At 40.5% G+C, this 23,681-nt stretch carries 25 protein-coding genes; 15 read left to right on the top strand and 10 right to left on the bottom strand.

Going from position 1 to position 23,681, the window contains the following annotated elements:
- Positions 1-75 precede the first annotated feature (75 nt).
- The 6 genes from J6836_RS17305 to J6836_RS17280 form a co-directional block, all read right to left on the bottom strand.
- Complete coding sequence (locus J6836_RS17305) at positions 76-699, bottom strand: GntR family transcriptional regulator (RefSeq protein ID WP_219245143.1); 624 nt, start codon at positions 697-699, stop codon at positions 76-78.
- Positions 700-863: 164 nt separating this feature from the next.
- Complete coding sequence (locus J6836_RS17300; RefSeq protein ID WP_219245142.1) at positions 864-1,655, bottom strand: carbon-nitrogen hydrolase family protein; 792 nt, start codon at positions 1,653-1,655, stop codon at positions 864-866.
- Positions 1,656-1,664: 9 nt separating this feature from the next.
- The gene (locus tag J6836_RS17295) at positions 1,665-2,312 is read right to left on the bottom strand and encodes an RraA family protein (protein ID WP_219245141.1); all 648 of its coding nucleotides are present in this window, start codon (positions 2,310-2,312) and stop codon (positions 1,665-1,667) included.
- A 44-nt stretch (positions 2,313-2,356) separates the two neighbouring features.
- Positions 2,357-3,667: an MFS transporter gene (locus tag J6836_RS17290; protein ID WP_219245140.1), complete on the bottom strand. Its 1,311-nt coding sequence runs from the start codon at positions 3,665-3,667 to the stop codon at positions 2,357-2,359.
- 319 nt (positions 3,668-3,986) lie between these two features.
- Positions 3,987-4,814, bottom strand: a complete 828-nt coding sequence (dinD, locus tag J6836_RS17285) for a DNA damage-inducible protein D (protein WP_219245139.1) — start codon at positions 4,812-4,814, stop codon at positions 3,987-3,989.
- A 240-nt stretch (positions 4,815-5,054) separates the two neighbouring features.
- On the bottom strand, positions 5,055-5,918 hold the full coding sequence (locus J6836_RS17280; protein WP_219245138.1) for a YicC/YloC family endoribonuclease: 864 nt from the start codon (positions 5,916-5,918) through the stop codon (positions 5,055-5,057).
- A 122-nt stretch (positions 5,919-6,040) separates the two neighbouring features.
- Between J6836_RS17280 and rph the strand changes: the two genes are divergently transcribed.
- Both rph and pyrE read left to right on the top strand, forming a co-directional pair.
- Positions 6,041-6,754, top strand: coding sequence for a ribonuclease PH (rph, locus tag J6836_RS17275; protein WP_219245137.1), 714 nt, complete (start codon positions 6,041-6,043; stop codon positions 6,752-6,754).
- A gap of 121 nt (positions 6,755-6,875) precedes the next feature.
- A complete protein-coding gene (pyrE, locus tag J6836_RS17270; protein ID WP_219245136.1) occupies positions 6,876-7,517 on the top strand; it encodes an orotate phosphoribosyltransferase in 642 nt (213 codons plus the stop codon).
- Positions 7,518-7,568: 51 nt separating this feature from the next.
- Here pyrE and slmA read toward each other — a convergent pair whose 3' ends face one another.
- The 3 genes from slmA to coaBC all read right to left on the bottom strand — a co-directional run bounded on the left by slmA (position 7,569) and on the right by coaBC (position 10,039).
- A complete protein-coding gene (gene slmA / locus J6836_RS17265) occupies positions 7,569-8,168 on the bottom strand; it encodes a nucleoid occlusion factor SlmA (protein ID WP_219245135.1) in 600 nt (199 codons plus the stop codon).
- A 217-nt stretch (positions 8,169-8,385) separates the two neighbouring features.
- Positions 8,386-8,841 carry a dUTP diphosphatase gene (gene dut, locus J6836_RS17260; RefSeq protein WP_219245134.1) on the bottom strand — a complete coding sequence of 152 codons (456 nt, stop codon included), beginning with the start codon at positions 8,839-8,841 and terminating at the stop codon, positions 8,386-8,388.
- Positions 8,828-10,039: a bifunctional phosphopantothenoylcysteine decarboxylase/phosphopantothenate--cysteine ligase CoaBC gene (gene coaBC, locus J6836_RS17255; RefSeq protein WP_219245133.1), complete on the bottom strand. Its 1,212-nt coding sequence runs from the start codon at positions 10,037-10,039 to the stop codon at positions 8,828-8,830. Before coaBC ends, dut begins: the two co-directional genes overlap by 14 nt.
- Positions 10,040-10,222: 183 nt before the next feature.
- Between coaBC and radC the strand changes: the two genes are divergently transcribed.
- The 11 genes from radC to mutM all read left to right on the top strand — a co-directional run bounded on the left by radC (position 10,223) and on the right by mutM (position 20,044).
- The gene (gene radC / locus J6836_RS17250) at positions 10,223-10,888 is read left to right on the top strand and encodes a RadC family protein (protein ID WP_219245132.1); all 666 of its coding nucleotides are present in this window, start codon (positions 10,223-10,225) and stop codon (positions 10,886-10,888) included.
- A 270-nt stretch (positions 10,889-11,158) separates the two neighbouring features.
- Positions 11,159-11,395 (top strand): 50S ribosomal protein L28, encoded by a 237-nt coding sequence (gene rpmB / locus J6836_RS17245; RefSeq protein ID WP_004265123.1) that lies wholly within the window; start codon positions 11,159-11,161, stop codon positions 11,393-11,395.
- Positions 11,396-11,406: 11 nt separating this feature from the next.
- Positions 11,407-11,574 (top strand): 50S ribosomal protein L33, encoded by a 168-nt coding sequence (rpmG, locus tag J6836_RS17240; RefSeq protein ID WP_004265124.1) that lies wholly within the window; start codon positions 11,407-11,409, stop codon positions 11,572-11,574.
- 205 nt (positions 11,575-11,779) lie between these two features.
- Entirely contained in the window at positions 11,780-12,844 is a 1,065-nt protein-coding gene (rfaQ, locus tag J6836_RS17235; RefSeq protein ID WP_219245131.1) for a lipopolysaccharide core heptosyltransferase RfaQ, read from the top strand.
- 1 nt (position 12,845) lies between these two features.
- Positions 12,846-13,970 (top strand): glycosyltransferase family 4 protein, encoded by a 1,125-nt coding sequence (locus J6836_RS17230; RefSeq protein ID WP_219245130.1) that lies wholly within the window; start codon positions 12,846-12,848, stop codon positions 13,968-13,970.
- Positions 13,963-14,760 carry a lipopolysaccharide core heptose(I) kinase RfaP gene (rfaP, locus tag J6836_RS17225; protein WP_219245129.1) on the top strand — a complete coding sequence of 266 codons (798 nt, stop codon included), beginning with the start codon at positions 13,963-13,965 and terminating at the stop codon, positions 14,758-14,760. The genes J6836_RS17230 and rfaP overlap by 8 nt, the downstream gene beginning before the upstream one ends.
- A 20-nt stretch (positions 14,761-14,780) precedes the next feature.
- On the top strand, positions 14,781-15,803 hold the full coding sequence (waaO, locus tag J6836_RS17220; protein ID WP_442959480.1) for a lipopolysaccharide 3-alpha-galactosyltransferase: 1,023 nt from the start codon (positions 14,781-14,783) through the stop codon (positions 15,801-15,803).
- A gap of 14 nt (positions 15,804-15,817) precedes the next feature.
- Positions 15,818-17,056 (top strand): O-antigen ligase RfaL, encoded by a 1,239-nt coding sequence (gene rfaL, locus J6836_RS17215; protein WP_219245127.1) that lies wholly within the window; start codon positions 15,818-15,820, stop codon positions 17,054-17,056.
- Positions 17,049-18,065: a glycosyltransferase family 8 protein gene (locus J6836_RS17210; RefSeq protein ID WP_219245126.1), complete on the top strand. Its 1,017-nt coding sequence runs from the start codon at positions 17,049-17,051 to the stop codon at positions 18,063-18,065. The genes rfaL and J6836_RS17210 overlap by 8 nt, the downstream gene beginning before the upstream one ends.
- Positions 17,953-19,212, top strand: coding sequence for a glycosyltransferase (locus tag J6836_RS17205; protein ID WP_255586251.1), 1,260 nt, complete (start codon positions 17,953-17,955; stop codon positions 19,210-19,212). The genes J6836_RS17210 and J6836_RS17205 overlap by 113 nt, the downstream gene beginning before the upstream one ends.
- Before the next feature lie 22 nt (positions 19,213-19,234).
- On the top strand, positions 19,235-20,044 hold the full coding sequence (gene mutM, locus J6836_RS17200) for a bifunctional DNA-formamidopyrimidine glycosylase/DNA-(apurinic or apyrimidinic site) lyase (RefSeq protein WP_219245125.1): 810 nt from the start codon (positions 19,235-19,237) through the stop codon (positions 20,042-20,044).
- Between the two features lie 9 nt (positions 20,045-20,053).
- Here the strand turns inward: mutM and coaD are convergent, their stop codons facing one another.
- Positions 20,054-20,539: a pantetheine-phosphate adenylyltransferase gene (coaD, locus tag J6836_RS17195; protein ID WP_219245124.1), complete on the bottom strand. Its 486-nt coding sequence runs from the start codon at positions 20,537-20,539 to the stop codon at positions 20,054-20,056.
- A 203-nt stretch (positions 20,540-20,742) separates the two neighbouring features.
- Between coaD and waaA the strand changes: the two genes are divergently transcribed.
- Both waaA and J6836_RS17185 read left to right on the top strand, forming a co-directional pair.
- Positions 20,743-22,023: a lipid IV(A) 3-deoxy-D-manno-octulosonic acid transferase gene (gene waaA, locus J6836_RS17190; RefSeq protein ID WP_219245123.1), complete on the top strand. Its 1,281-nt coding sequence runs from the start codon at positions 20,743-20,745 to the stop codon at positions 22,021-22,023.
- Positions 22,024-22,211: 188 nt separating this feature from the next.
- Positions 22,212-23,672: an ArnT family glycosyltransferase gene (locus J6836_RS17185; RefSeq protein WP_219245122.1), complete on the top strand. Its 1,461-nt coding sequence runs from the start codon at positions 22,212-22,214 to the stop codon at positions 23,670-23,672.
- The last annotated feature ends 9 nt before the right edge of the window (positions 23,673-23,681 follow it).

The following is a 23,681-nucleotide window of genomic DNA, read 5'->3' as shown; positions in this document are numbered from 1 at the left end:
TAACGGCTAAAAATCAAGATCAAGCCTAAAAAGAGAAAGCCATTAAGTTGGCTTTTTCTTTTTGGTGCAATTCAACTAAACGTAGTTACGTTTACCCCGTAAAATATGCTCTGTTAGGGTTTCTTCTGCTTGAGAGAAGGCTTTTTCCTTCAGCTGCTCAACAAGTTGCTGATGTTGGCGTGTGGACTCAAAATAATATTCATTACGGTAAATGGGATCTGGCTGGAAATAAACACGTTGGCGAATATTATCGGCTAAATCTAAAAAGACGGTGTTATCGAGTAGCTCTAGAAAGAAGCGGTGAAAGCGTTCATCTTCTTTAATCCAACCTTGGTAATTATTTTCCGCAAGTAGGGCTTTTTGCTGTTCAATAATGGCTCCTAAACTGGCGAAATGCTCTTCAGTTAAATAATCACGAACAAGTTTAATGGCATGAGACTCAATGGCTAAGCGTAAATCATAATTATCCCGCGTTTCTTTTAAAGACAGTTTTTGGATAAATACCCCTTTGCGGGGAATAATTTTAACCAAACCTTCATTCTGCAACTGATATAGTGCTTCGCGAATTGGCGTGCGGCTCATTCCAAGCTCTTCTACTAAGCTGTTTTCAGAGGTGTAGCTTTCCTCGCCAAACTGCTTACTGAGAATTTTATGTTTAATTGCCGTATAGGCTTGTTGGCTGAGTGGTTTATCTTTCATTAGGATCTTGCGTCAAAAGTAGAAATTTCAGTGAGTATAGAAAGGAATAGACTGGTATACAAGCAAAGCACTAGCTTTATATTGTTTAGATAGCAAGCAAATATCGGCTAATTACTGATAATAATATGGATGATAAACCAGCATCCATGCCGGCTTTGATTGAGTTAATATAATTCAGGGCGACGGTTTTCCATACAGGGTAATTTTTGTCGTGTTTCAGCCGTGTGCTCAGGTGAAATTTCAGCGAAGAACACCGTTTCATCATAGCCCGCAGAAGCAATCGTTACGCCGAGGGCATCACAAATTAAGCTACGACCAATAAAAATATTGCCAGTTTGGTCGCACGCACAAACAGGAATGGTATTTTCTAAAGCACGGGTTTTTACGAGGGTTTGGTAGTGTTCTTCTTTGAGAGGCCCATTGACCCATGCTGTTGGTACTAAGAGTAAGTCTGCCCCAGCTAACGCTAATTTACGAGCAACTTCAGGGAAACGAAGCTCATAGCATACTAAAATACCAATTTTTCCAAATTCGGTTTCAACAGGCTTCAACTCATTGTGGCTTTGAATAATATTGAGCGATTCTTGGTAAGAAAATGCGTCGTATAAATGGGTTTTTTGATAGTGGTAAATCAGTTCCCCTTGTCGGTTTAACATAATGGTGGTGTTAAATGCGCGTTTAGGCTCATTTTCAGCACGCTCATAAATACCGCAAACCACGTAAATCCCATGTTCTTTTGCTGTCTTGGCCAGCTGAGAAACAAAAGGGCCATCAACATTCTCTGCGACGTCGGCATAGCTGATACCACTGTCCGCGGGGACAAACGCCATAAACATTTCAGGTAATAGCACTAAATCCGCGCCACCCTGGGCCGCTTTTTGGATAGCATCACAGGCTTTTTTTAAATTCTGCTCTTTATTAGGGCTACTGGCTAATTGGGCAATTGCAACTTTCATGTCGACTCCTTATTCGAAATATTTTGCAGCGCCTGAGATAGCCGCTAAGGTTTCACCCGCATCAATACGTTTTTTTACATCAATTTCAGCATGTTGTGCATTAAGTGCGCGTTGGCGATATTCTTGTAATGTCACTTCATCAGCGACTAAAATGCCATCACCATCTGCAATAATTAAATTACCTGGGTGGATAGTGACGCCATCGACACTGATTGGCACGTTGATTGCGCCTTCAATGCCTAGGATTCGAGTTGTTAGCGGACTGACTTTGCGGGCAAATACGGGAACACCAATCTCACGCAGCGCTTTGATATCCGTTACACAACCATCGATAACAGCCCCAGCAATTTTTTTCGCTCGTGCCATATAAGACACCATCTCCCCCCAACAGGCGCGGTCATAATCTCCCGACATATCAATGCAAACTACATCGCCTTCTTGAACGATATCAAAAACTTTATGTACTGCTGAAGAGTCCATATGCGGAATGCGTACAGTTACTGCATGACCAATAAACTGATTCTTTTCAATTTGTGGGCGTAGCGTTTTGATAAAACCAAAATCAGTCATATGGCCAATTGTTGAAGGACAAACATCACGGCAGCTTTCGATCACTTCTTGATTAAAACAGGTAACTCGAGGATTTAATGTAAACATAGGGCACCTTTATTCGTTATATTATTTAGAGAGTGTGAGTAAAACTAATTTTGCTCTACAGCAGCCGCAAGAGGCTTGTCAGGTTGAATGAAGAACCAGCAAATAATCGCTAAACTAATAGGTATCACATTGAAAAGTAAGGCGACTGTCCAGCCAAAGTGTTGAGCCAGCCAACCACATAAAATTGGGGAGATGACACCTCCTAAATTACCCCACAGGTTCATCCATCCGCTTACTGAGCCCGCGTATTGGCGTCCCTTATCCGCGGCGATTGCCCAAGATGTCACAACGGGCAGGCCTAAAGAGCCAAGAGCAAGGGTGAGCCATGCGACACTTGCAACGGCGCTTTCCGTTTGGGCTGCGCCACAAATTCCCACGATAAATAGGATGAAACCTGTAATAGCGATGTAGCCCCTTGCGACTAATTGGGAGTAACCTTTGTTGAGTAGCCAGTCAGATACTGAACCCGCAGTCAGTACGGCAATACAAATGGCTAACCATGGGAAACTTGCCGCAACACCCATTTGTGTTAGTGAAAATCCGCGTGCTTCTTGCAGGTAAGTTGGTAACCAAATCATGAATAACGTGGTCATATAGGCGACAAAAAAGTATTGAAATCCAACGGCCCAAAACGGACGTTCTTTCATGAACTTACGCCATGGTGCTTTGACATCCTCACCACCATTTTCACTGATTGTTCGGCCACTTTGTATAAAGGCGATTTCGCTTTGTGAGATTTTAGGGTGCTGTTCAGGTTTGTTTCGAGCACAGAAGTACCAGATCAATCCAATTAAAATACCAATGACCCCAAAGATGTAGAAAACGGCGTGCCAACCAAAAGAAATCATGATGAAAACTGTGAGAGTTGGCGCGATGACAGGGCCGAAATAAGAACCCGCTAATAAGAAGCTTGCTGCTCTGGCTTTTTCATTTTGGCGGAACCACCAAGTATTAAAAACCGCATTTGAAGGATATAACGGCGCTTCACCAACACCAAAGAGAAAACGCACGATACATAGCCAGATATAAGTTGGTGCAACCACCGTTAGAATGGTAAATGCAGACCAAATATATAAGCTTATTGTTGCTATTAATCGACTACCAAAGCGTTCCGCTAATATTCCACTTGGTATTTGCGCTAATGCATAACCTAAAGAAAATAATGCGCCTAAAAAACCAAATTGAACCTTACTCATGCCTAAATCGGTCATCATATGTTCCGCAACAATGGAAATATTGGCGCGATCCATATAGGCAATTAAACCGATAATAAAAAATATTGCTGCTAATCCCCAGCGTAAACGCCCTGGTGAGTCCTTCGCTGTAGGTACTATCACAGAGTCTTTGTATGACATAGTCTTACCTTTTTTATTGGTCTGTAGAGGTAATTAATTTTGTTGTATTTATATTGAATTCAACTTGTATACAAGATGGATGTTAATAACGGGTTATTGTTCTGTCAAAGATCTGTTTTGTTATCTGTGATTGGAATCAAAACATTTGGTGAATTTATGAGCGAGCTCATGTTTTTCAATAGAAAAATAATTAATGTAAATTAATTTTTATTAATCAATGAGTTATTTTTATTGGCAAGATAGGGGAATTAGGCACTTATCGCAGCAGAAAGTCGTTAACTCTAGAAATACGCAGACGTTTCTAGAGTTAACATAGGTGTTATTTGTCAATTTTCTTTTTTTTCACCTCTGTTTGCTCAAGCTGCCTTATGCTTTTTTGTGGCGTTGGTAAATTCTCTGGCATGGTACCGCCAAGCTCTTGAATCGTCTCTCTTACTTTTTGGCCTACTTCAAAGTGAGTTTTATTCGCTTCTGTTTTACTTTGAATGTTATCTCGTTTGAGCTTTTCATCAGTTTGAGTGGCTCTAAACAAGTTAGCAGCAAGCTCTGTTGAACCCATATGGTCGAGTATTTTCTGTGATTTTTTTAAACCTTTCTGTTGGTGAATGCCTTTTTGGTCAAGCCCACCATACAACCCGCGATAACCATGATTTTGAAAAACAGCAAAATCGATGCCTGTTGAGACCCCTGCTTGTTGGGCTGTTTCTACAAGAAGTTTATTGTGTTCTTTCAGTTCATTACGTAAAAATAACCGTTTTTCATCCTCCTTTAATTGTTTAAATGAAGCGTTATCGTTGAGCTCTTGGCGCCTTGTTTGCAGTGCAAAATAGGTTTGCCCAGCTGCAATGACGGGTTTACTCGGATCGCCATTTTGAACGACAAGGTAGCAGGCGTAACGTGAGAGATTAATATCATCTAATTCACGTTGTGCTCCAGAGCCTAAAGTGACCATTTTGTTGATGCTAACAAAATGGTCTGAGGGGGCTTGATGACTAGCTTCACAAGCTTGTATTGCTTTATTGAGAACTCTTTGAAAGTTACGCCATTCTTTATAATCGAGTAAGGGAGCGAGTTCTCTCGCTGACCAGTATTCATTACCTGAATTATCTGTTTTTCTAATATCTTCAAAAGGTTGTTGCGGTACCATTTTACGCTCCAATTTTTGAGTAAGTGATTTTTTGGGGAAGAAAGATAGTTTACCGTGGAGATTATTTGAGTGCCTAGGGGTTTTCAAAAAATAGCAATGTTAAGGCGGTTTATGCGATTTTCATTCCAAAATTGAGGGTTTTGCTACCTATTTCAGGTTATTTGGTGATTTTAGGAAAATAAAAAAAGCCAATTTATACAGAGTATTAATTGGCTTATTCATGCATTACTGTCAGAGATATTATTCAATATTCTGAATCTGTTCTCTCATTTGTTCGATTAATACTTTCAGTTCAACGGCAGAAGTCGTTACTTCACTGTTAATCGATTTTGACGCTAATGTATTCGATTCACGGTTAAATTCTTGCATCATAAAGTCAAGGCGGCGGCCATTGGCTTCTTTTTTCTTCAAAATATTACGCGTTTCTTTAACGTGCGCCTCTAATCTATCTAATTCCTCAGCAACATCAACACGTTGGGCAAGCAAAATTAGCTCTTGCTCTAAACGGTTATTGTCTACTTGAATTTCAGCTTCTTCGAGCTTACTTTGCAGGCGGTCACGCTGCCATTGCAGAATTTCAGGCATATGTTTACGCACTTTAGCCACTTCAACGAGAACACCATCAAGGCGCTGCTCGATTAAAGCATGCAATGAAGCCCCTTCGGCTTCGCGGCTCTGGATAAAGGCATCGATAGTTTCATCTAAACCGGCCATTAATTGTTCGCTGATGGCGTCTAAATCTTGTTCGCCAGCCGACATGACTCCCGGCCAACGTAAAATCTCTAACGGGTTGATTTCACCTTCGTGGCTGTAATTTTTAACCCAATTTGCTGCGCTAATTAATTGGCGCGCTAATTGTTCGTTAAGAATTAATTCACCACGGTTTGCACCATCTAATTCAAAACGCAGGTTACATTCCACTTTTCCGCGAGTTAAACGTGAACGAAGACGCTCGCGAATAACGGGTTCAAGGCTTCTGAATTGTTCAGGTAAACGGATATACGTTTCTAAATAACGTTGGTTTACGGAACGCAGCTCCCAGGCCGCATTCCCCCATTCACCCTTGATATCACGGCGGGCAAAAGCGGTCATACTACGGATCATAATTCGTTCCTATTATCGATAAGATAATGGGATTATAGCGCTATGAGAGATGACAGGATAGGCATTATCGTTTTAAGGACGTATAATGCGTCCCAATTTGAGTTGATAACGGAGATAACACCATGCGCCCAGCAGATAGACAAGCGGACCAAATGCGCCCGATTACCATCACGCGCAATTATACAAAACACGCAGAAGGCTCTGTTCTTATTGAGTTTGGCGACACCAAGGTGTTATGCAATGCAACGGTAGAAGAGGGCGTTCCTCGCTTCTTAAAAGGCCAAGGACAAGGTTGGGTAACCGCTGAGTACGGCATGTTACCGCGCGCAACAAATTCACGTAACCAACGTGAAGCTGCTCGTGGTAAGCAAACTGGCCGCACAATGGAAATCCAACGTTTGATAGCACGTTCTTTACGTGCAGCGGTTGATTTGAAAAAATTGGGTGAATTCACCATCACGTTGGATTGTGATGTTATCCAAGCCGATGGCGGTACACGTACTGCGGCTATTTCAGGCGCATGTGTGGCACTGGTGGACGCACTGAATAATATGGTTGCTCAGGGGAAAATTGCGAAAAGTCCTCTGAAGTCTATGGTTGCCGCAGTTTCGGTCGGAATTGTGAACCAAGAAGCCCTTTGCGACCTTGAGTACGTTGAGGATTCTGCCGCTGAAACGGACATGAATGTTGTGATGATGGATGATGGCCGCATGATTGAAGTGCAAGGCACCGCAGAAGGCGAACCGTTTAGCCATGAAGAGTTGTTGGCTCTATTGGCATTAGCCAAAACAGGGCTCGATACGATTTTTGAAGCTCAGCGAGAAGCGCTGAAATAAATTAATGATTAAATAGGCGGCTGAAAAGTCGCCTTTTTTATGTCTGCAAAATGGCAGATAACGTAGTCAGCAAAATAACAGATTAAATATACATAATTGTCATCAATGAGGAGAATGACCAATGAAAGCCTATCAGCGCGATTTTATTGAACTTGCCATGAAAAAACAGGTACTGAAATTTGGTGAGTTTACGCTGAAATCAGGTCGCAAAAGCCCTTACTTTTTTAATGCAGGGTTATTTAATACTGGACGTGATCTGGCACTTGTCGGTCGTTTTTATGCACAAGCACTGCAAGAGAGCGCAATTGAATGTGATGTAATTTTTGGGCCTGCCTATAAAGGTATTCCAATTGCAACTACCATGGCAGTCGCTCTCGCTGAACACCATGACATCGATATGCCATATTGCTTTAACCGTAAGGAAGCTAAAGATCATGGTGAGGGTGGTGTATTAGTTGGTAGCCCTCTGCAAGGACGTGTTGTTGTCGTTGATGATGTGATCACAGCAGGTACTGCAATCCGTGAATCGATGGAAATTATTAAGCAGCAAAAAGCGACTCTGAATGGCGTTTTACTGTGTTTAGACCGCCAAGAAAAAGGAAAAGGGGAAATCTCTGCTGTACAAGAGGTTGAGCGTGACTATAGCTGCAAAGTCTATTCAATCATTACGATGAGCGATTTGATTACGTATCTTTCTGAACAAGAAGGTATGGAAGCGCACTTAGTGGCGATGAAAGCTTATAGAGAGCAGTACGGTATTTAAAAAAATCCCCTCGCCCAAAAAACGGGCGGGGTGAGTAGTACTAATAATTGGTTATTGTAACTGAGCTAAAATTAAAGGCCAGCGCGCTTCGAACTCGACAGTCGGTCGATAACGAAATTCGGAACGTACGAAGCGTGATAGCATGCCTTCGCAAAAAGCGAGCAGTTGAGAGGCCAGTAGCGATTCATCATGCACAAAGCCATGACCATCGCGTATTTTTTTCTCTTTTAACACTTGGCGTAATTGAGATTCAATTCGCTCAAACAATTGGTTAATACGGTCTTGCAGCCTGTCTTGTTCAAACATAAGCGCATGACCTGTCATTATACGCGTTAAGCCAGGGTTTTTCTCTGAAAATCCTAAAATTAACGCTAACATTAATTTAATTCTAATGATGGTATCTTTTTCATCATTTAAAATCAGATTGATACGCGAAACCAGTGAGTCTTCGATAAACCCAATAAGGCTATCAAACATTTTCATTTTACTGGGAAAATGACGATATAACGCTGCTTCTGAAACACCAACGGTGGCTGCAAGTTTTGCAGTCGTAATGCGTTGGCTACCATCACTACTTTCTAACATTAACGCAAGAGCCTGTAAGATCTCATCACGTCTGTTACGTTTTTGTGTTGTCGCTTTTTCTGCCATGTCTAATTAGACCCCTGCTAAAACAGCAAAACAAACTATCCAAAATTTTGCTCTTAGTAAAGAGACTTACAGAGCAAAATAGATTTAAAAATGTAGAGAGTATAAGTAAAATTTGAACAATTTTCCTGTTCAGTAATATGCGACTGATTGTTTTGATTCATAAATATAGAACCTAAAGTAGGTTCTATATAGCATATTAAATGTCAGAATATTTTATTTATTGGCGACCTGAGTGGCCAAAGCCGCCTGCACCACGTTCTGTTGCATCAAAGTCATCAACAATATTAAATTCAGCTTGAACAACAGGAACAAAAACCATTTGGGCCATACGTTCACCCGGCTCTACAGTAAAAGTTTTGTCGCCACGGTTCCAAACAGAAACCATGAGTTGACCTTGATAATCGGAGTCAATAAGACCGACAAGGTTTCCAAGCACAACACCGTGTTTATGGCCTAATCCTGAGCGAGGGAGAATAACCGCAGCGAGACTTTCATCAGCGATATGAATCGCCAAACCTGTTGGAATCAATTCGGTTTGACCTGGCGCTAAATCAATCGGTGCATCAAGGCAAGCACGCAAATCTAAGCCTGCGGAGCCTGTTGTTGCATAAGTTGGCAAAGGAAATTCGTTACCGATACGGCTATCAAGGATTTTTAGGTCAATTTTTTTCATAACGTTGAAGTATCTCGTCAAGTAAATAGTGGCTTAATTCAATTTTACTGCTATGTGGCAACCGAGTATCACCATTGGCATCAAATAGGTGTAATGCGTTGTTATCGCTATTAAACCCATTATCTGCAAGGGAAACATCATTGGCACAAATTAAATCTAATTGTTTTTGTTGTCGTTTTTGGCGTGCATATTCTTCCACATTTTGGGTTTCAGCTGCAAATCCGACAACGTAAGGTCTATTTTTGGTAAGAGCACCGACACTAGCGACAATATCTGGGTTTTTCACTAGTGTAATAGTGAACTCATCACCTTGTTTTTTAATTTTATTTTCAGCGACAGTTTTGGCTCGATAATCTGCAACAGCAGCACAGCCAATAAAAATATCTTGTTCAGCGATAGATTGATGAACTTGCTCATACATATCTAACCCGCTAATAACATTTATTTGATTCACACCCATTGGTGTCGGGAGGTTAACTGGCCCTGAAATTAATGTCACATCAGCGCCTCGTTGGCTTGCTGCTTGTGCGATAGCAAACCCCATTTTTCCTGAGCTGTGATTGCTGATAAAACGCACAGGGTCTAAATCTTCACGAGTTGGACCAGCGGTGATCATCAGTTTGATGCCTTGTAAATCTAGCTTAGGATTGAAATATTCACCAGCCAAACGAACAATTTCGAGCGGATCAATCATGCGACCAGGGCCAATATCACCACAAGCTTGACTGCCGTCATCTGGCCCCCAAATTATACATTGGCGTTGTTTCAATCTGGTTAAATTATCTTGTGTTGCATGTGCACGGTACATTTGCTGGTTCATTGCAGGCACTATCGCAATGGGAGCTGCGCTGGCAAGGCATATTGTGGTAAGCAAGTCATTTGCCATCCCTGCATTAAGTCTAGCAATTAAATCCGCAGTTGCTGGGGCTAAAATAATTAAGTCAGCCCATTTTGCGAGCTCAATGTGGCCCATTGCGGCTTCAGCGGCGGGATCTAATAAGTCGTCAGCAACAGGGTGACCGGAAACAGCTTGCAAGGTCAGAGGGGTAATAAAGGCCTTTGCGCCTTGAGTCATAACGACACGAACAATCGCGCCTTGGTCACGCAAGCGACGTGTCAGTTCTGGAATTTTATAGGCGGCGATGCCCCCACTGATACCAATAACTATCTGTTTACCCAATAGTGATAGTTGATTCATTATTTTTATCCACTTTGCTCAACATGAACGGCATATTACCACATTGCACGTTTAGGGGGAGCGCTCGATTTCGCATCAACTTATTATTTTTGCGAAGCGCTACGCAAAGCCTCACGAACACAATTGTTTTCCACTGAAAACTCGATAAAAGTGGTGAGAGAGAATTCAGGGACGAATGATATAATGAATGAATACCAAAACTTACCGCCTAGAGAGAAGCTACTTGCTTATGGTGCGGCAACGCTTTCAGATGCCGAATTGTTGGCTATTTTTTTGCGAACAGGTAGCCAAGGAGAACCCGTTTTGAGGCTGGCTGAGCGGTTGATTAAGGAGTTTGGTTCATTGTACCTATTGATTCAAGCAGACTATGCGCGGTTGATGCAATGCAAAGGGATGGGACATTGCAAATTTACACAGCTACAAGCTGTTAGTGAGTTAGCTCGCCGTTTTTTTTCGGAGCAATTTCTTTATGAGGATGTGATGAGCGGGCCAGATCTCTTAAAGTCTAGGTTACTTGATTTGTTTGCAGGGCAAGAGCGTGAAGTTTTTATTGTGTTATTTTTGAATAACCAAAATCAAATTATTTGCCATGAAGAGATGTTTAAGGGCACATTAAATCGCGTTGAGGTACACCCAAGGGAAATTATTCGCTTTGCAATAAAAATGAATGCAAGTTCAATCATCTTGGCGCATAACCACCCATCAGGTAATCCTGAACCTAGCACAGCTGACAGGCAGGTGACTGAGCGAATTCAGAGCGCATGCTCCATTATGGGGGTGAAATTACTTGATCATTTTGTAGTTGGGCACAAGCAATGTGTCTCTTTTGTGGAACGAGGGTGGTTGTAAAATCATTTTTTGCCTAAAAAATGACAACTTTTACGCTGTTGGGCTTGAGTGAAAACGATTGAAAGCGTATACTACGCCACCTTTAAGGATCTTGGGTTTGGCGAGAAGGGCCTATCTCAGTAAATTTTTACTTGTCTTTGTAAATCTTTATTTAGGTATAAACGGTTTTTTCAGTCAATGAAAGTTTGCTGAGATGGGCTCCTAAGCCTGACGAGGCGGCCATACCCAGAACAAAAAAGCTCGAGCTGATTAGATTTTTGGAGAATAGACATGTCACGAGTCTGCCAAGTTACCGGCAAGCGTCCAATGAGCGGTAACAACCGTTCACACGCATTAAATGCGACCAAACGTCGTTTTTTGCCAAACCTGCACTCTCACCGTTTCTGGGTTGAGTCTGAGAAACGTTTCGTAACACTGCGTGTATCTGCTAAAGGTATGCGTGTTATCGATAAAAAGGGTATTGATGCTGTTCTTGCTGAACTGCGTACCCGTGGTGAGAAGTACTAAGGAGCTAAAAAATGGCTAAAGGTATTCGCGAGAAAATCAAGCTGGTCTCTTCTGAAGGTACAGGTCACTTCTATACCACTACGAAGAACAAGCGCACAATGCCAGAAAAACTGGAACTGAAAAAATTCGATCCAGTAGTTCGTAAGCATGTGATCTACAAAGAAGCAAAAATCAAATAATTTTGCTTTCTGCGTTAAAAACTCAGCCTCGGCTGAGTTTTTTTTTGCTTAAATTTTGATTGAGCAGAGATATGCGCACGAGAGGCTATGACCATTATTCTGAAAGTAGTAACATAGTAAATATTGGTTGAATTAATAATGATATTTATTGTCGAATATCTATCGTTTTGTACTTTTTATACATAGACCTGACTAAGAGTGCCTGGTGAAAAAACAGTTTAAAAAAATTCTTGTTATCAAGATGCGGTTTCATGGGGACATGTTGCTGACAACGCCAGTTATCAGCTCATTAAAACACCAATATCCTGATGCTGAAATTGATGTTTTACTCTATCAGGATACGCTCCCTATTCTATCTGAAAACAGCGAAATTAATGCGCTATATGGGATGGCGAATAAAAAAAGTAGCGGGGTCAGTAAAGCGTGCAATTTTATTAAATTGCTTTTAACGCTGCGCAAAAATAAATACGATTTAGTGGTGAATTTAGCGGATCAGTGGATGGTTAGCTTATTGGTGCGTGCAATTCCTGCTGAAACAAAAATCTCACATCAATTTGGTCATCGTGATTCTAAATATTGGCGTAATAGCTTTACGCATTTAACCGTCCCCGAAGGGGAGCATGTGGTTTTAAATAATCTATCTGTACTGAAACCGTTGGAATTAAAAGAACTTAAAACAAATCTGACGATGTCTTATACCGCGGATGATTGGAAAAATATTGACCAAAGATTGTTAGATTTAGGTGTGCACAGTAGTTATGTGGTTATTCAGCCAACAGCACGGCAAATTTTTAAGTGCTGGGATGATGAGAAATTCTCTGAAGTCATTGATGCATTGCAATCACGTGGCTACCAGGTGGTATTAACCTCTGGGCCGAGCAAGGAAGACCTTGAATGTGTCAATAATATTGCGAATGGCTGCCAAACAAAGCCAGTGATTGAATTAGCGGGTAAAACGACGTTTCCTGAACTCGGCGCGTTGATTGCACATGCAGCTCTATTTATTGGCGTAGATTCAGCTCCAATGCATATTGCAGCGGCGGTAAATACGCCTATTGTATGTCTTTTTGGTGCAACCAATCATATATTTTGGCGTCCATGGACAGATCATGCAGTGCAATTTTGGGCGGGTGATTATGAAACAATGCCGCCGCGGGATGAGTTGGATCGAAATAAAAAATATCTCTCCATTATCCCTGCATCTGATGTGATTAAAGCAACTGAAAAGCTGTTGCCAATGAATATTCGTTCTATGATGACAAGGTATTAATATGAAATTGGCATTTTGTTTGTATAAATACTTCCCTTTTGGTGGTTTACAGCGCGATTTTTTACGTATTGCGACAGAATGCCAATCTCGGGGTCATCACGTGCGAGTGTATACTCAGTCATGGGAAGGTGAAAAACCTGATGGTTTTGAGGTTATCATTGTTCCCGTGTCTGCAAGCACGAATCATGGCAGGAATGCACAGTATTGTGATTGGGTACTCGCCAATATCAAGCAGTACCCCGTTGATCGCATCGTGGGTTTTAATAAGATGCCTGGCTTGGACGTCTATTATGCTGCGGATGTGTGTTATGCGCAGAAAGTTGCTGAAGAAAAAGGCTTTTTCTATAAGCTGACACCGCGTTATAAGCATTATGCTGCATTTGAAAAAGCGGTTTTTGAAGTGGGTAAACCCACTCAGCTATTAATGTTAACGCCACATCAAATTAAACATTTTAAACAGCACTACCAAACTGAAGACATTCGCTTCCACATGCTGCCTCCAGGTATTGCTTTAGATCGTAAATACGACAAGCAAATTGCCGACGCAAAACGAATTTATCGCCAAAAAAATCAAATCCCTGAGTCTGCGTTTTTACTGCTGCAAGTGGGTTCTGATTTTAAACGTAAAGGCATTGACCGCACGTTAAGAGCCTTTGCTGCACTACCAGAGAATATCAAGAAAAACACCTTGTTGATGGTGGTCGGGCAAGATAAGCCCGCTAAATACCAGCGCTTAGCGGAAACATTAGGCATTAGTCAGCAAGTTTCTTTCTTTAGTGGGCGTAATGATATTGCAGAATTAATGGCTGCGGCCGATATCTTAATGCATCCTGCTTACCAAGAGGCTGCTGGTATTGTCTTACTGGAAGCGATTACGGCGGGATTACCGATTATTGTCACTGAAGTTTGTGGTTATGCCTCATTTATTCAAAAAGCCCAGTGCGGAGTCGTTATTAACGAACCTTTTGAACAGTCACAGCTCAATTATGCATTACAAAATGGTTTAGAAGATGCCAATAAGCGCATGCAGTGGGTTAAAAATGCACAATACTTTGCAGATACGGAAGACTTATACAGCCTACCGCAAAAGGCCGCTGATATTATTTTAGGATGCCAAGATGATTGAATTAAAACCGCCTTTTGATGCGCTTTGGCAAAATAAAGACCCATTTATTGAAGCGGATAAACTACACGGTGAGGTTTTTCGTGCATTAGAAACCCGAAAAACACTGCGTTTTGAGGTAGAAGGCCATAGCTATTTTATCAAAATTCATTACGGGACGACCTTAAAAGAAGTCCTGAAGAACCTGATTTCTTTTCGGTTACCTGTTTTAGGTGCAGATAGAGAATGGAATGCGATTCATCGACTTACGCAAGTGGGTGTCGATACGATGAATGGGCGTGCTTTTGGGCAAAAAGGAATAAATCCACTTCGTCGCCATTCCTTTATTATTACTGAAGACTTAACGCCAACGATTAGTTTGGAAGATTATTGTGCAAATTGGTTAAATGAACCTCCGCTATTTCCCACGAAGCAAATGATTATTCGCCGAGTCGCCGAAATGGTTCGTGGTATGCATAAAGCGGGCATTAACCATCGCGACTGCTATATTTGTCACTTCTTATTGCACTTGCCTTTCACTGAAAAAGAAGACGAATTAAAAATATCTGTGATTGACTTACACCGTGCGCAGCTCAGAACATCCGTTCCAATGCGCTGGCGTGACAAAGATTTGATTGGCCTCTATTATTCTTCATTGAATATTGGTTTAACACAGCGCGATATTTTTCGTTTTATGAAGATTTATTTTGCTTTACCATTAAAAGAAATTTTAAAACAAGAGCAAGCGCTTATCGAAAAAGTCAGCCATAAAGCTGAAAAGATTAAAGAACGTACAATTAGAAAGTCACTGTAAATACAATCGAAATTAGAGAGATAGAATACATGTTCTTCAATAAGGAAAATGCAGTCACAACACAGATTGATTTATCATCATCTGCTGCAGTTATTACTGATAGTAGCTTGCATATTTCGTATGGCATTGACCGTAACTTTTTATATGGTTGTGGAATTTCCATCGCATCACTATTAAAAACAAATTCTGATATCTCATTCTCATTTCATGTTTTTACAGACTATTTTGACGATGAACAATCTCGATTATTTAAGGCGCTTGCAGAACAATACAAAACCAGTATTAAAATATATCTTGTTGATTGTGAACAACTAAAGTCATTACCAAGTACTAAAAACTGGTCCTATGCCACCTATTTTAGGTTTATTATTGCGGATTATTTTTCGAATCAATTAGAACGAATGATCTACATGGATGCGGATATTATGTGCCAAGGCTCATTGAAACCGCTATTAAACATTCAGTTTGAGAATAATCAAGTTGCAGCGGTGGTACCTGAAAGAGATAGCGTATGGTGGCAGAGAAGAGCGGATGCTTTAGAGATCCCAAGTATTGCTTCAGGGTATTTTAATGCAGGTTTTTTAATTCTTAACTTAGTGAATTGGTCAAAATTTGACATATCGACGAAGGCAATGGAATTACTTTCTCAAGATTCTGTTAAAGCTAAGTTATCCTATTTAGACCAGGATATTTTAAATATGCTATTAACAGGGAAAGTTATTTACCTTGATGGAAAATATAATACGCAATACAGCATCAATTATGAGCTACAAAAAGGCAAAAAAGAAAATCCAATAACACCAGATACCGTTTTGATTCACTATATTGGCCCCACAAAGCCTTGGCATGAATGGGCGTCTTATCCAACAGCACAGTCTTTTGTTGATGCAAAAAATGCGTCGCCATGGAAAGATATTCCTTTATTAAAAGCAAAGAGTAGTAATCATTTACGTTATTGTGCTAAGCACTTATTTAACCAAGGGAAAGTTGTTGCTGGGATAAAAAATAATCTTCAGTATTTTTGGGTTAAATTAAATAAATAATAATTGGGTAATTTATGTCTTTTTTAGAAAGAAATGAAAAAATTCTCTCAAAGTATAATCGGGCGTTGGTACTAATATTTGTTGTTCTTTTTTTTGTGGAAAATGTGACAAGATATAAGCATATTTTGTTTTATTTGATGGTTACTACCTCATTGGCATATCTTTTTTTAGATACAAAAAATGTACTGAAAAGATTGAATAACAAACTGTTATATGGTGTTGTTTCTTTCTCTATTATACTATATTTATCAATAAGTTATTCAGATATTCCTAGTGTGTCTATTAAGGTGATTAATAATAATTTATTAAATTATGGGATCTTGAGTTTATCATTTTTATTTCCAATTATCCTGTATCGAGAGAGCTTAAAAGCGATTTCAAAATTGCTGCTAATAAGCTTCATTGTGTCGCTGGTCGTTATTCTGCTTGTTGAGTTGTCTCGGTACTATGCCGCTTATCAGCATGGTATTTTGCCATTTACTACCTATGATTTTAGGCATGTTTCGGATGCGTTAGTATTTTTCTTTCCAATTCTTCCTATTCTTTGGTACTTGTCACCTAAATATAAATTAATCTATTTTTATATTTTAAGTGCGGTATTTTTATTTGTTTTACTTGGAACACTTGCGCGAGGGGCATGGGTGGCTATTGCGGTTTCTGGGTTATTATTTTTATGTTTTAAACGACCATGGAAACTCATTGGGGTTGTATTATGTCTATCGTTAGTTTCACTTGTTTCAATCAAATCAATTTATCCAGATACAAGCAAAAAACTTTTTTATAAACTTGAGCAAACGGATAGCACTCATAGATATACTAATGGTACCCAAGGTACTGCTCTTGAGTTAATCAAGGAAAATCCAATCATTGGATATGGATTTGGTGACAAAATTTACCATGAAAAATATAACAGCGTAATAAAAGAACATCCTGAGTGGACATTTAAGACGTCAATCGGGCCCCATAATATCTGGCTTTATATATGGTTTGGTGCAGGTATTGCTGGGCTAATTGCATTTGGTGCTGTATTTCTGTCAATGTGTTATTCCTCAATAAAAGAGATAAAAATTGCCTCAGCTGAGCCTGAAATCTATTTTGCATTTATTGCATTATTATTGAGTCTTATTGGTTTTTATCTAGTTCGAGGAATGTTTGAGCAAGTCGATCTTAAGCCTTTGGGTGTTCTTTTAGGTTTCTTAATCTCTATGATGGGTCACAGTGCAGATGAACAGAAGATAAAAAACCATGAATAACCTTATAACAAACAAATATTTGATAAAAGAATACACGAGCAGTGATGACGTTGCATTGTCATGCCTTGATGTTATTTATGGCTCTGATGAAAACTATCAATTTGGCGCGGGTGTTTCAGCGGTCTCAGTACTTATTAATAACCCCCACACACATTTTAGGTTTCATTATTTTCTGGATAAGGTGGACTCTAATTTTTTAGAAAAGCTTAAGGTTATTTCGAAGCAATTTTTGGCTGAATTTCATATTTATGAATTAGATAATGAATCACTAAAAACACTACCAGCGTCAGATGTTTGGTCTTCTGCAATGTATTTTCGATTAATCGCACTAGATTATTTATCAGCTGACTATGACTTTGCATTGTATTTAGATGCTGATGTAATGTGCAATGGAGTTATTGATTTAGCCGCGGATTTAATTGCAGATAAGGTTTGCGGTGTTGTTGCTGATGATATTGGTGTAAGAACCAAAAGTGGCACAAGGCTTCATACTCCAGAATTAACTGAAACGTACTTTAATTCAGGCGTCATGTTTGTAAACTTAAAAAAATGGCATGAAAGACAAGTCACGGAGCATTGTTTTGAACGGTTGTCAGAAAAAGATGCAAAACAGCGCTACAAGTACCCAGATCAGGATGTATTAAACCTGATTTTGAAAGATGACTTAGTTCTATTAAATCAAAAGTTTAATACTGTTTATACGCTAAAAAATGAGCTTTCTGATTCAACTCACCAAAAATATCAACACGTTATTACGCCAGAAACGGTATTGGTTCACTATACTGGTGTGAGTAAGCCTTGGCACACATGGGCAAATTATCCTGCCTCAAAGCCGTTTTATCAGGCACTCACTCAGTCACCTTGGTCAACTGTAGACTTAAAGCCAGCGACTAAGTTTGTTGAAAGAAAAAAGGAATATAAACATTTACTCAAACAAGGCGCCTATTGGTCTGGGAGCTTGTCAGGTATTCGCTATTTGCTTGAAAAACTTAATGGTAAAAGAAAATAATATTATGATAAACAAAATCGTTTTAACGGTTTCCCCGATATTTTCTATACCGCCAAAGAGCGCTGCCGCGATTGAATCGTGGATGTATAATGTTGCGAAAAGGCTAGATATTGAAAACCGTATTGTATGTATACAAAATGACGGTTATTCCAAACACTCAGTCGTCAATAAACACTGTGAAATTGAGCGCATTAAGTTTGGAAAAGTGTACACGAGATTATTCAAAAAATGGACAAGACTAGACCCCTATTCTTATGCGGATAGAATTGTCAAAATTAAACATCAGTTTGCCCCAACAGCGAATGAAAGCGTTATTTTTGTTCATAATCATATTAAATCCTTCAAAAAAATAATTAAGAAAGAAGGGCATAGTCACGTTGTGCTGCACATGCATAACTTTTATGAACCTAAAGATGTGCCTGAAGATATCAAAATTATTGTGCCGAGTCGCTTTATGCAAAGTTGGTATCGCGAACGTTTACCCAATGCATTTATTGAAGTGGTTCGTAATGGATTTGATGGCGATATTTATGCGCAACCACCTGAGGTTAGTCGAGATGATTTTGGGTTAACTACAGATGATAAAGTTGTGTTATTTGCAGGTCGAATAGCGAGAGATAAAGGATTGCTTGAATTAATGCAAGCATGCCAAACTTTCTTTAAAAGCGACTCTCGCTGTAAGCTTGTTATCGTGGGCGACCCAAATGCCGCTTTAAAAGGCGAATTGGCACAGTATCAAGATGAAGTAAAAGATTATGCCAAACACCTGGGGGAACAGTGCATTTTCTTAGGGGGGGTTCACCCAGAAAAAATTCGGCACTATTATTCACTTGCTGATGTCATTGCAGTGCCCTCTATTGCACCAGAGCCATTTTGTATGGTAGCTCTTGAAGCCATGGCTTCAGGGCGTCCAGTGATAGCGAGTCAGCGAGGTGCAATGGTCGAATTCATCGCTCATAATAAGACGGGCTTTATTTTCAGAGAACCGCTTTCGCCAGAGATGATGGCTGAAGACATTACTAATGCATTAAATCATCCAGACAAGCAAAAAATAGCGGATAATGCGAAACAGCATGCTTATGAGAATTTTACATGGGAAATTGTGAAAGATGAGTTGCTTAGTGTAATTAAAAAATGGTACTCATAAATTAAAAAATACGAGTTTATACATGCCAGAACTACCTGAAGTCGAAACCAGCCGTCGTGGTATTGAGCCACATTTAGTCGGTAATACAATCTCTTACGCAGTCGTACGAAATAGCCGCTTGCGTTGGCCTGTCAGTGAGCAAATAAAAAGCTTATCTGATGAAATTGTTTTAAGCGTGCAACGCCGTGCAAAGTACTTGCTGATTGAATTGAAAAAGGGCTGGATTATCGTTCACTTAGGCATGTCCGGCAGTGTGCGTATTTTAACGGAAGAGCGACCTGAAGAAAAACACGACCATGTGGATTTAGTGATGCGAGATGGTAAAGTTTTACGTTATACAGACCCGCGGCGCTTCGGGGCTTGGCTATGGTGTGATGACTTAGAGAGCAGCTCGGTACTCGCGCATTTAGGCCCTGAACCTCTATCTGATGAATTTAACCCTCAATATCTTTATGAGCTCGCGCAAAAAAAGAAAGTGGCGGTCAAGCCTTGGTTGATGGACAACAAAATCGTCGTTGGTGTTGGCAATATTTATGCAAATGAAGCCCTATTTGCGACAAAAATTTCACCTGAAAAAACGACCAATACATTAACATTGGCTGAAATCACGGAGTTGGTTAAGCAAATCAAACTCGTGTTAGCTCGCTCAATTGAGCAAGGTGGCACAACGTTAAAAGACTTTTTGCAGTCAGATGGTAAACCGGGTTATTTTGCACAAGAGTTATTTGTGTATGGAAAAAAGGGTGAGCCTTGTTCAATGTGCGGAACGCCGATTGAAAGTATTAAACAAGGCCAGCGTAGCACCTTTTTCTGCCCTCAGTGCCAAAAATAACTCCGATAGCTATTTTTTATTGAGTTTTTTCAGCATTGCATCTGCAACAACTGGCGGTAGAAAAGAGGATATATCACCATCATGAAGGGCGACATCTTTGATTAAAGATGAAGACACAAAGGATAAACTTTGCGATGGGAGCAAAAATACCGTTTCTAATTCAGGGACAAAGTGGCGATTCATATTCGCTAATTGCCACTCATATTCAAAATCAGCTACTGAACGTACACCACGGATTAGAATATTCGCCCCTTTTTTTTGTGCAAAGCTCGCCATCAACTCAGAAAAACCCACCACCTCAACATTATCAAGATGAGACGTCACCTCCCTTGCAAGGGAAACGCGCTCATCAAGGGTAAACATGGGGTTTTTGCGTTGGCTATTGGCAATAGCGAGGAGTACATGGTCAAACATTGCCGCTGCACGGGTGACAATATCAACGTGCCCTGATGTGATAGGGTCAAAAGTACCTGGGTAGATGGCTTTATGTTCCATGGCGATAGTATCTCATTGTTTGTTATTGCTTATTCAAGATATTGACGTAAATAAGCGATGCGAGAGCTTAACCTTATCGGCTATCTTGCATGGTTGCAACAAGAGTTAGTGAGGCTTTGTGAATTTTTAGGTGCATATTCTGCACACTTTTACAGAAGGTTTATGGTAAGATAGCGCCAATTTTGGTAAGTGAATCAGATCGAATGTTATTGCTGCGGTTATATCAGGTACTTCTTTATCTTATCCAGCCATTTATATGGGTTCGCCTTTTACTGCGTAGCCGAAAAGCGCCTGCGTATCGTAAACGTTGGGGTGAGCGCTATGGTTTTTGTGCGGGTAAAGTTAAGCCTCAAGGCATTTTACTGCATTCGGTCTCAGTGGGTGAAACACTAGCCGCTGTCCCTTTAGTCAGGGCACTTCGCCATCACTATCCTTCCTTGCCTATTACTGTTACCACGATGACGCCCACTGGTTCAGAACGTGTGCAGTCTGCATTTGGTGATGATGTTAGCCATGTTTATCTCCCTTATGATTTACCGGGTTCGATGCGTCGTTTCCTTAAACAGGTCGATCCTAAGCTTGTGATTATTATGGAGACTGAGCTTTGGCCAAACATGATAAATCAACTGCATAAGAGAAAAATCCCCTTAGTTATCGCTAATGCGCGATTATCAGAGCGTTCTGCAGCGGGTTATCAAAAATTAGGTAGCTTTGTGAAGCGTATGCTACGCAATGTCACGATAGTGGCGGCGCAACATCAAGAAGATGGTGAGCGCTTTGTTCAGCTTGGGTTAAGGCGTATGCAATTAAGTGTGACGGGAAGCTTAAAATTTGATATCTCCGTTACCCCTGAATTAGCGGTTCGTGCCATTACCCTTCGCAGGCAATGGGCTGCACATCGCCCTGTGTGGATTGCGACCAGTACCCATGACGGTGAAGAAGCGATTGTTTTAGAAACTCATCAAAAGTTATTAAAACGTTTTCCAGATTTATTGCTCATTTTAGTTCCTCGTCATCCTGAACGTTTTGCAAAAGCCGAAGAGCTAACCCAAAAGGCAGGTTTAACGTTTATTCGTCGTAGCGCTAACACAATTCCTACCGTAGATACCCAAGTGGTTATTGGTGACACCATGGGTGAATTGATGTTGCTGTATGGAATTGCGGACATTGCGTTTGTTGGCGGAAGCTTAGTTGAAACGGGGGGGCATAATCCTTTAGAAGCCGCTGCGCATGCACTACCTGTTTTAATGGGGCCACATACCTTTAATTTTAAAGATATTTGTGGGAAGTTAGCGCAGGCTGATGGGCTGATTACTGTTACGGACAGTGAATCGATGGAACAAGCAGTGACGAGCTTGCTTTCTGATGAAGACTATCGGTTATATTATGGTCGTCATGCCGCAGAAGTTCTGCATGAAAATCAAGGCGCTCTCCAGCGTTTATTAAAATTATTACAACCCTATTTGCCACCAAAAGAACAGTAATGATGCAATGCGTCTTTTTTAGATGAGCCAACTTGAACATTACAACAATGAATCGCGAATATTTTCTCCCGCATCTTAGTATTGTATCTAAACTATAGTAGACTGCACCGTTTGTTATAGGGGTATTCTATTTTGCTATTTTAGCAATAGGTGGAGTACTTGGATTTTTCCTTATCTTTTAAGACAGTATGCCAGCAATCAATCAACCAAATTCAAATAAATATGTTTATTTATGGGTCATAGGCTATGCCGTAGCTTGGATCTTAGCGAGCTTTTATTTTGACCCAACAGTACCTTATGACACGGTAGAAGCTGTCAATTGGGGAATGAATGGGGAATGGGGCTCGCCTAAAAACCCATGGTTCGTTGGCGTATTAATGTGGCCAGCCATCTATTTGGGAATTTCATATAGTTTTTATTGGTATTTGGTCCATTTTGTTGGCATTGCATTTGGCTTGTTGGGTGTTTGGAAACTGGCTTATCGTTTAACTGAGCGTCGTGACCTTGCTTGGTTTGCGATGTTAATGTTGAACCTCTCGGGCGTGATTAATTTCGATATCATTCCTTATAATGATAACTATATTCTCGTCACCTTATGGCCATGGGTGCTTTATTTCTTTTTACGCGCAGTGGATGATAACCCTGCGTGGTGGCTGCCTTTTGCCTTGTTTGCTGGGCTGGCAACCATGGGAAAATACTCCTCACTCGCTTTAGTGGGTTCTGTTTTCTTACTGACTATTTTTGTTAAGCAGGCACGTCAGAGCTACCGTTACCCCGTTTTTTATTTAGCTATCGCGTTGTGGTTTGCATTAGTTCTGCCAAATTTCTTTTGGCTGATGGCGACGGACTTCTCAGCTTTTAAATGGGTCGATTCGCAAATTGACCCAGGTTTTAATTTCCATACAACTCAAGCGGCATTAAGTGTTTTTTACCCGTTAGTGATTGCTGCCATTATTGTTTATTGCAGTGGCGGGAAACTTGGTTGGCCTAAAGCATTACCTAATCGTATGGCAAATTTCATTATTTTATTCCCACTGGTTGTCATTTATGGCTGGTTTTCGTTCCATGATGGCGGGCGGATCACGGAATGGTTACAACCCTTTATGGCGATTATTGCGCCGTTGTTTGTTGGTTCAATAACTGTGATGCCAAAAAAACCATTTAAGAAATCACTCATTGGTTTTGCGATTTTTGGTGTTTTAGTGGTGGTTGGCTATATCACCGTTCAAGCGGCGAATATTCGCGGGGCAGGGCAAAAGTTTATTGGTGTAAAAACCCTGATAGCGGAAGGGGAAGAGCGCTGGCATCAACGTTATGGTACACCAGTTAAATATGTTGGCGGCGAAGATAATCAATATCAATGGTTTATTATTTATGCGAAAGATCGCCCGCATGTTATCCAGCCTTGGTCCATGGAAAAACATATGCCGCCAAATGTGTACAATCGCGATATTACAGAAGCAGAAATTCGCCAGCATGGTGCTTTATTGTTAGGTAAAAAATACGATGATTGCGCACATGAGAATTTTGCAAAAGTCCGTAAATTCTGGCCGCAATTTACCATCGAAAAAGAAGATGTGATTTACCGCTCTGAGCCTGATGCGGCACCTGAAACGATGTGTTTTGGGTTTATTGCGCCGCAGAAATAGCAAAAAGCG

Source organism: Providencia sp. R33 (assembly GCF_019343475.1).
In the GTDB taxonomy this organism is placed as follows: Bacteria; Pseudomonadota; Gammaproteobacteria; order Enterobacterales; family Enterobacteriaceae; genus Providencia.
The sequence above is the reverse complement of the archived record's forward strand: the minus strand, read 5'-3'. Positions and strand labels throughout refer to the sequence as shown.

Excerpts from the sequence above, each read along its gene's own strand:
- coaBC (WP_219245133.1), bottom strand. The coding sequence starts at position 10,039 with ATGAATCAACTATCACTATTGGGTAAACAGATAGTTATTGGTATCAGT.
- coaD (WP_219245124.1), bottom strand. The coding sequence starts at position 20,539 with ATGGAACATAAAGCCATCTACCCAGGTACTTTTGACCCTATCACATCA.
- rfaP (WP_219245129.1), top strand. The coding sequence starts at position 13,963 with ATGATTGAATTAAAACCGCCTTTTGATGCGCTTTGGCAAAATAAAGAC.
- rfaL (WP_219245127.1), top strand. The coding sequence starts at position 15,818 with ATGTCTTTTTTAGAAAGAAATGAAAAAATTCTCTCAAAGTATAATCGG.
- J6836_RS17280 (WP_219245138.1), bottom strand. The coding sequence starts at position 5,918 with ATGATCCGTAGTATGACCGCTTTTGCCCGCCGTGATATCAAGGGTGAA.
- rpmG (WP_004265124.1), top strand. The coding sequence starts at position 11,407 with ATGGCTAAAGGTATTCGCGAGAAAATCAAGCTGGTCTCTTCTGAAGGT.
- dut (WP_219245134.1), bottom strand. The coding sequence starts at position 8,841 with ATGAAAAAAATTGACCTAAAAATCCTTGATAGCCGTATCGGTAACGAA.
- dinD (WP_219245139.1), bottom strand. The coding sequence starts at position 4,814 with ATGGTACCGCAACAACCTTTTGAAGATATTAGAAAAACAGATAATTCA.
- J6836_RS17230 (WP_219245130.1), top strand. The coding sequence starts at position 12,846 with ATGAAATTGGCATTTTGTTTGTATAAATACTTCCCTTTTGGTGGTTTA.
- J6836_RS17210 (WP_219245126.1), top strand. The coding sequence starts at position 17,049 with ATGAATAACCTTATAACAAACAAATATTTGATAAAAGAATACACGAGC.
- J6836_RS17290 (WP_219245140.1), bottom strand. The coding sequence starts at position 3,667 with ATGTCATACAAAGACTCTGTGATAGTACCTACAGCGAAGGACTCACCA.
- J6836_RS17300 (WP_219245142.1), bottom strand. The coding sequence starts at position 1,655 with ATGAAAGTTGCAATTGCCCAATTAGCCAGTAGCCCTAATAAAGAGCAG.
- waaA (WP_219245123.1), top strand. The coding sequence starts at position 20,743 with ATGTTATTGCTGCGGTTATATCAGGTACTTCTTTATCTTATCCAGCCA.
- pyrE (WP_219245136.1), top strand. The coding sequence starts at position 6,876 with ATGAAAGCCTATCAGCGCGATTTTATTGAACTTGCCATGAAAAAACAG.
- rph (WP_219245137.1), top strand. The coding sequence starts at position 6,041 with ATGCGCCCAGCAGATAGACAAGCGGACCAAATGCGCCCGATTACCATC.
- J6836_RS17185 (WP_219245122.1), top strand. The coding sequence starts at position 22,212 with ATGCCAGCAATCAATCAACCAAATTCAAATAAATATGTTTATTTATGG.
- J6836_RS17305 (WP_219245143.1), bottom strand. The coding sequence starts at position 699 with ATGAAAGATAAACCACTCAGCCAACAAGCCTATACGGCAATTAAACAT.
- J6836_RS17295 (WP_219245141.1), bottom strand. The coding sequence starts at position 2,312 with ATGTTTACATTAAATCCTCGAGTTACCTGTTTTAATCAAGAAGTGATC.
- mutM (WP_219245125.1), top strand. The coding sequence starts at position 19,235 with ATGCCAGAACTACCTGAAGTCGAAACCAGCCGTCGTGGTATTGAGCCA.
- rpmB (WP_004265123.1), top strand. The coding sequence starts at position 11,159 with ATGTCACGAGTCTGCCAAGTTACCGGCAAGCGTCCAATGAGCGGTAAC.
- slmA (WP_219245135.1), bottom strand. The coding sequence starts at position 8,168 with ATGGCAGAAAAAGCGACAACACAAAAACGTAACAGACGTGATGAGATC.
- radC (WP_219245132.1), top strand. The coding sequence starts at position 10,223 with ATGAATGAATACCAAAACTTACCGCCTAGAGAGAAGCTACTTGCTTAT.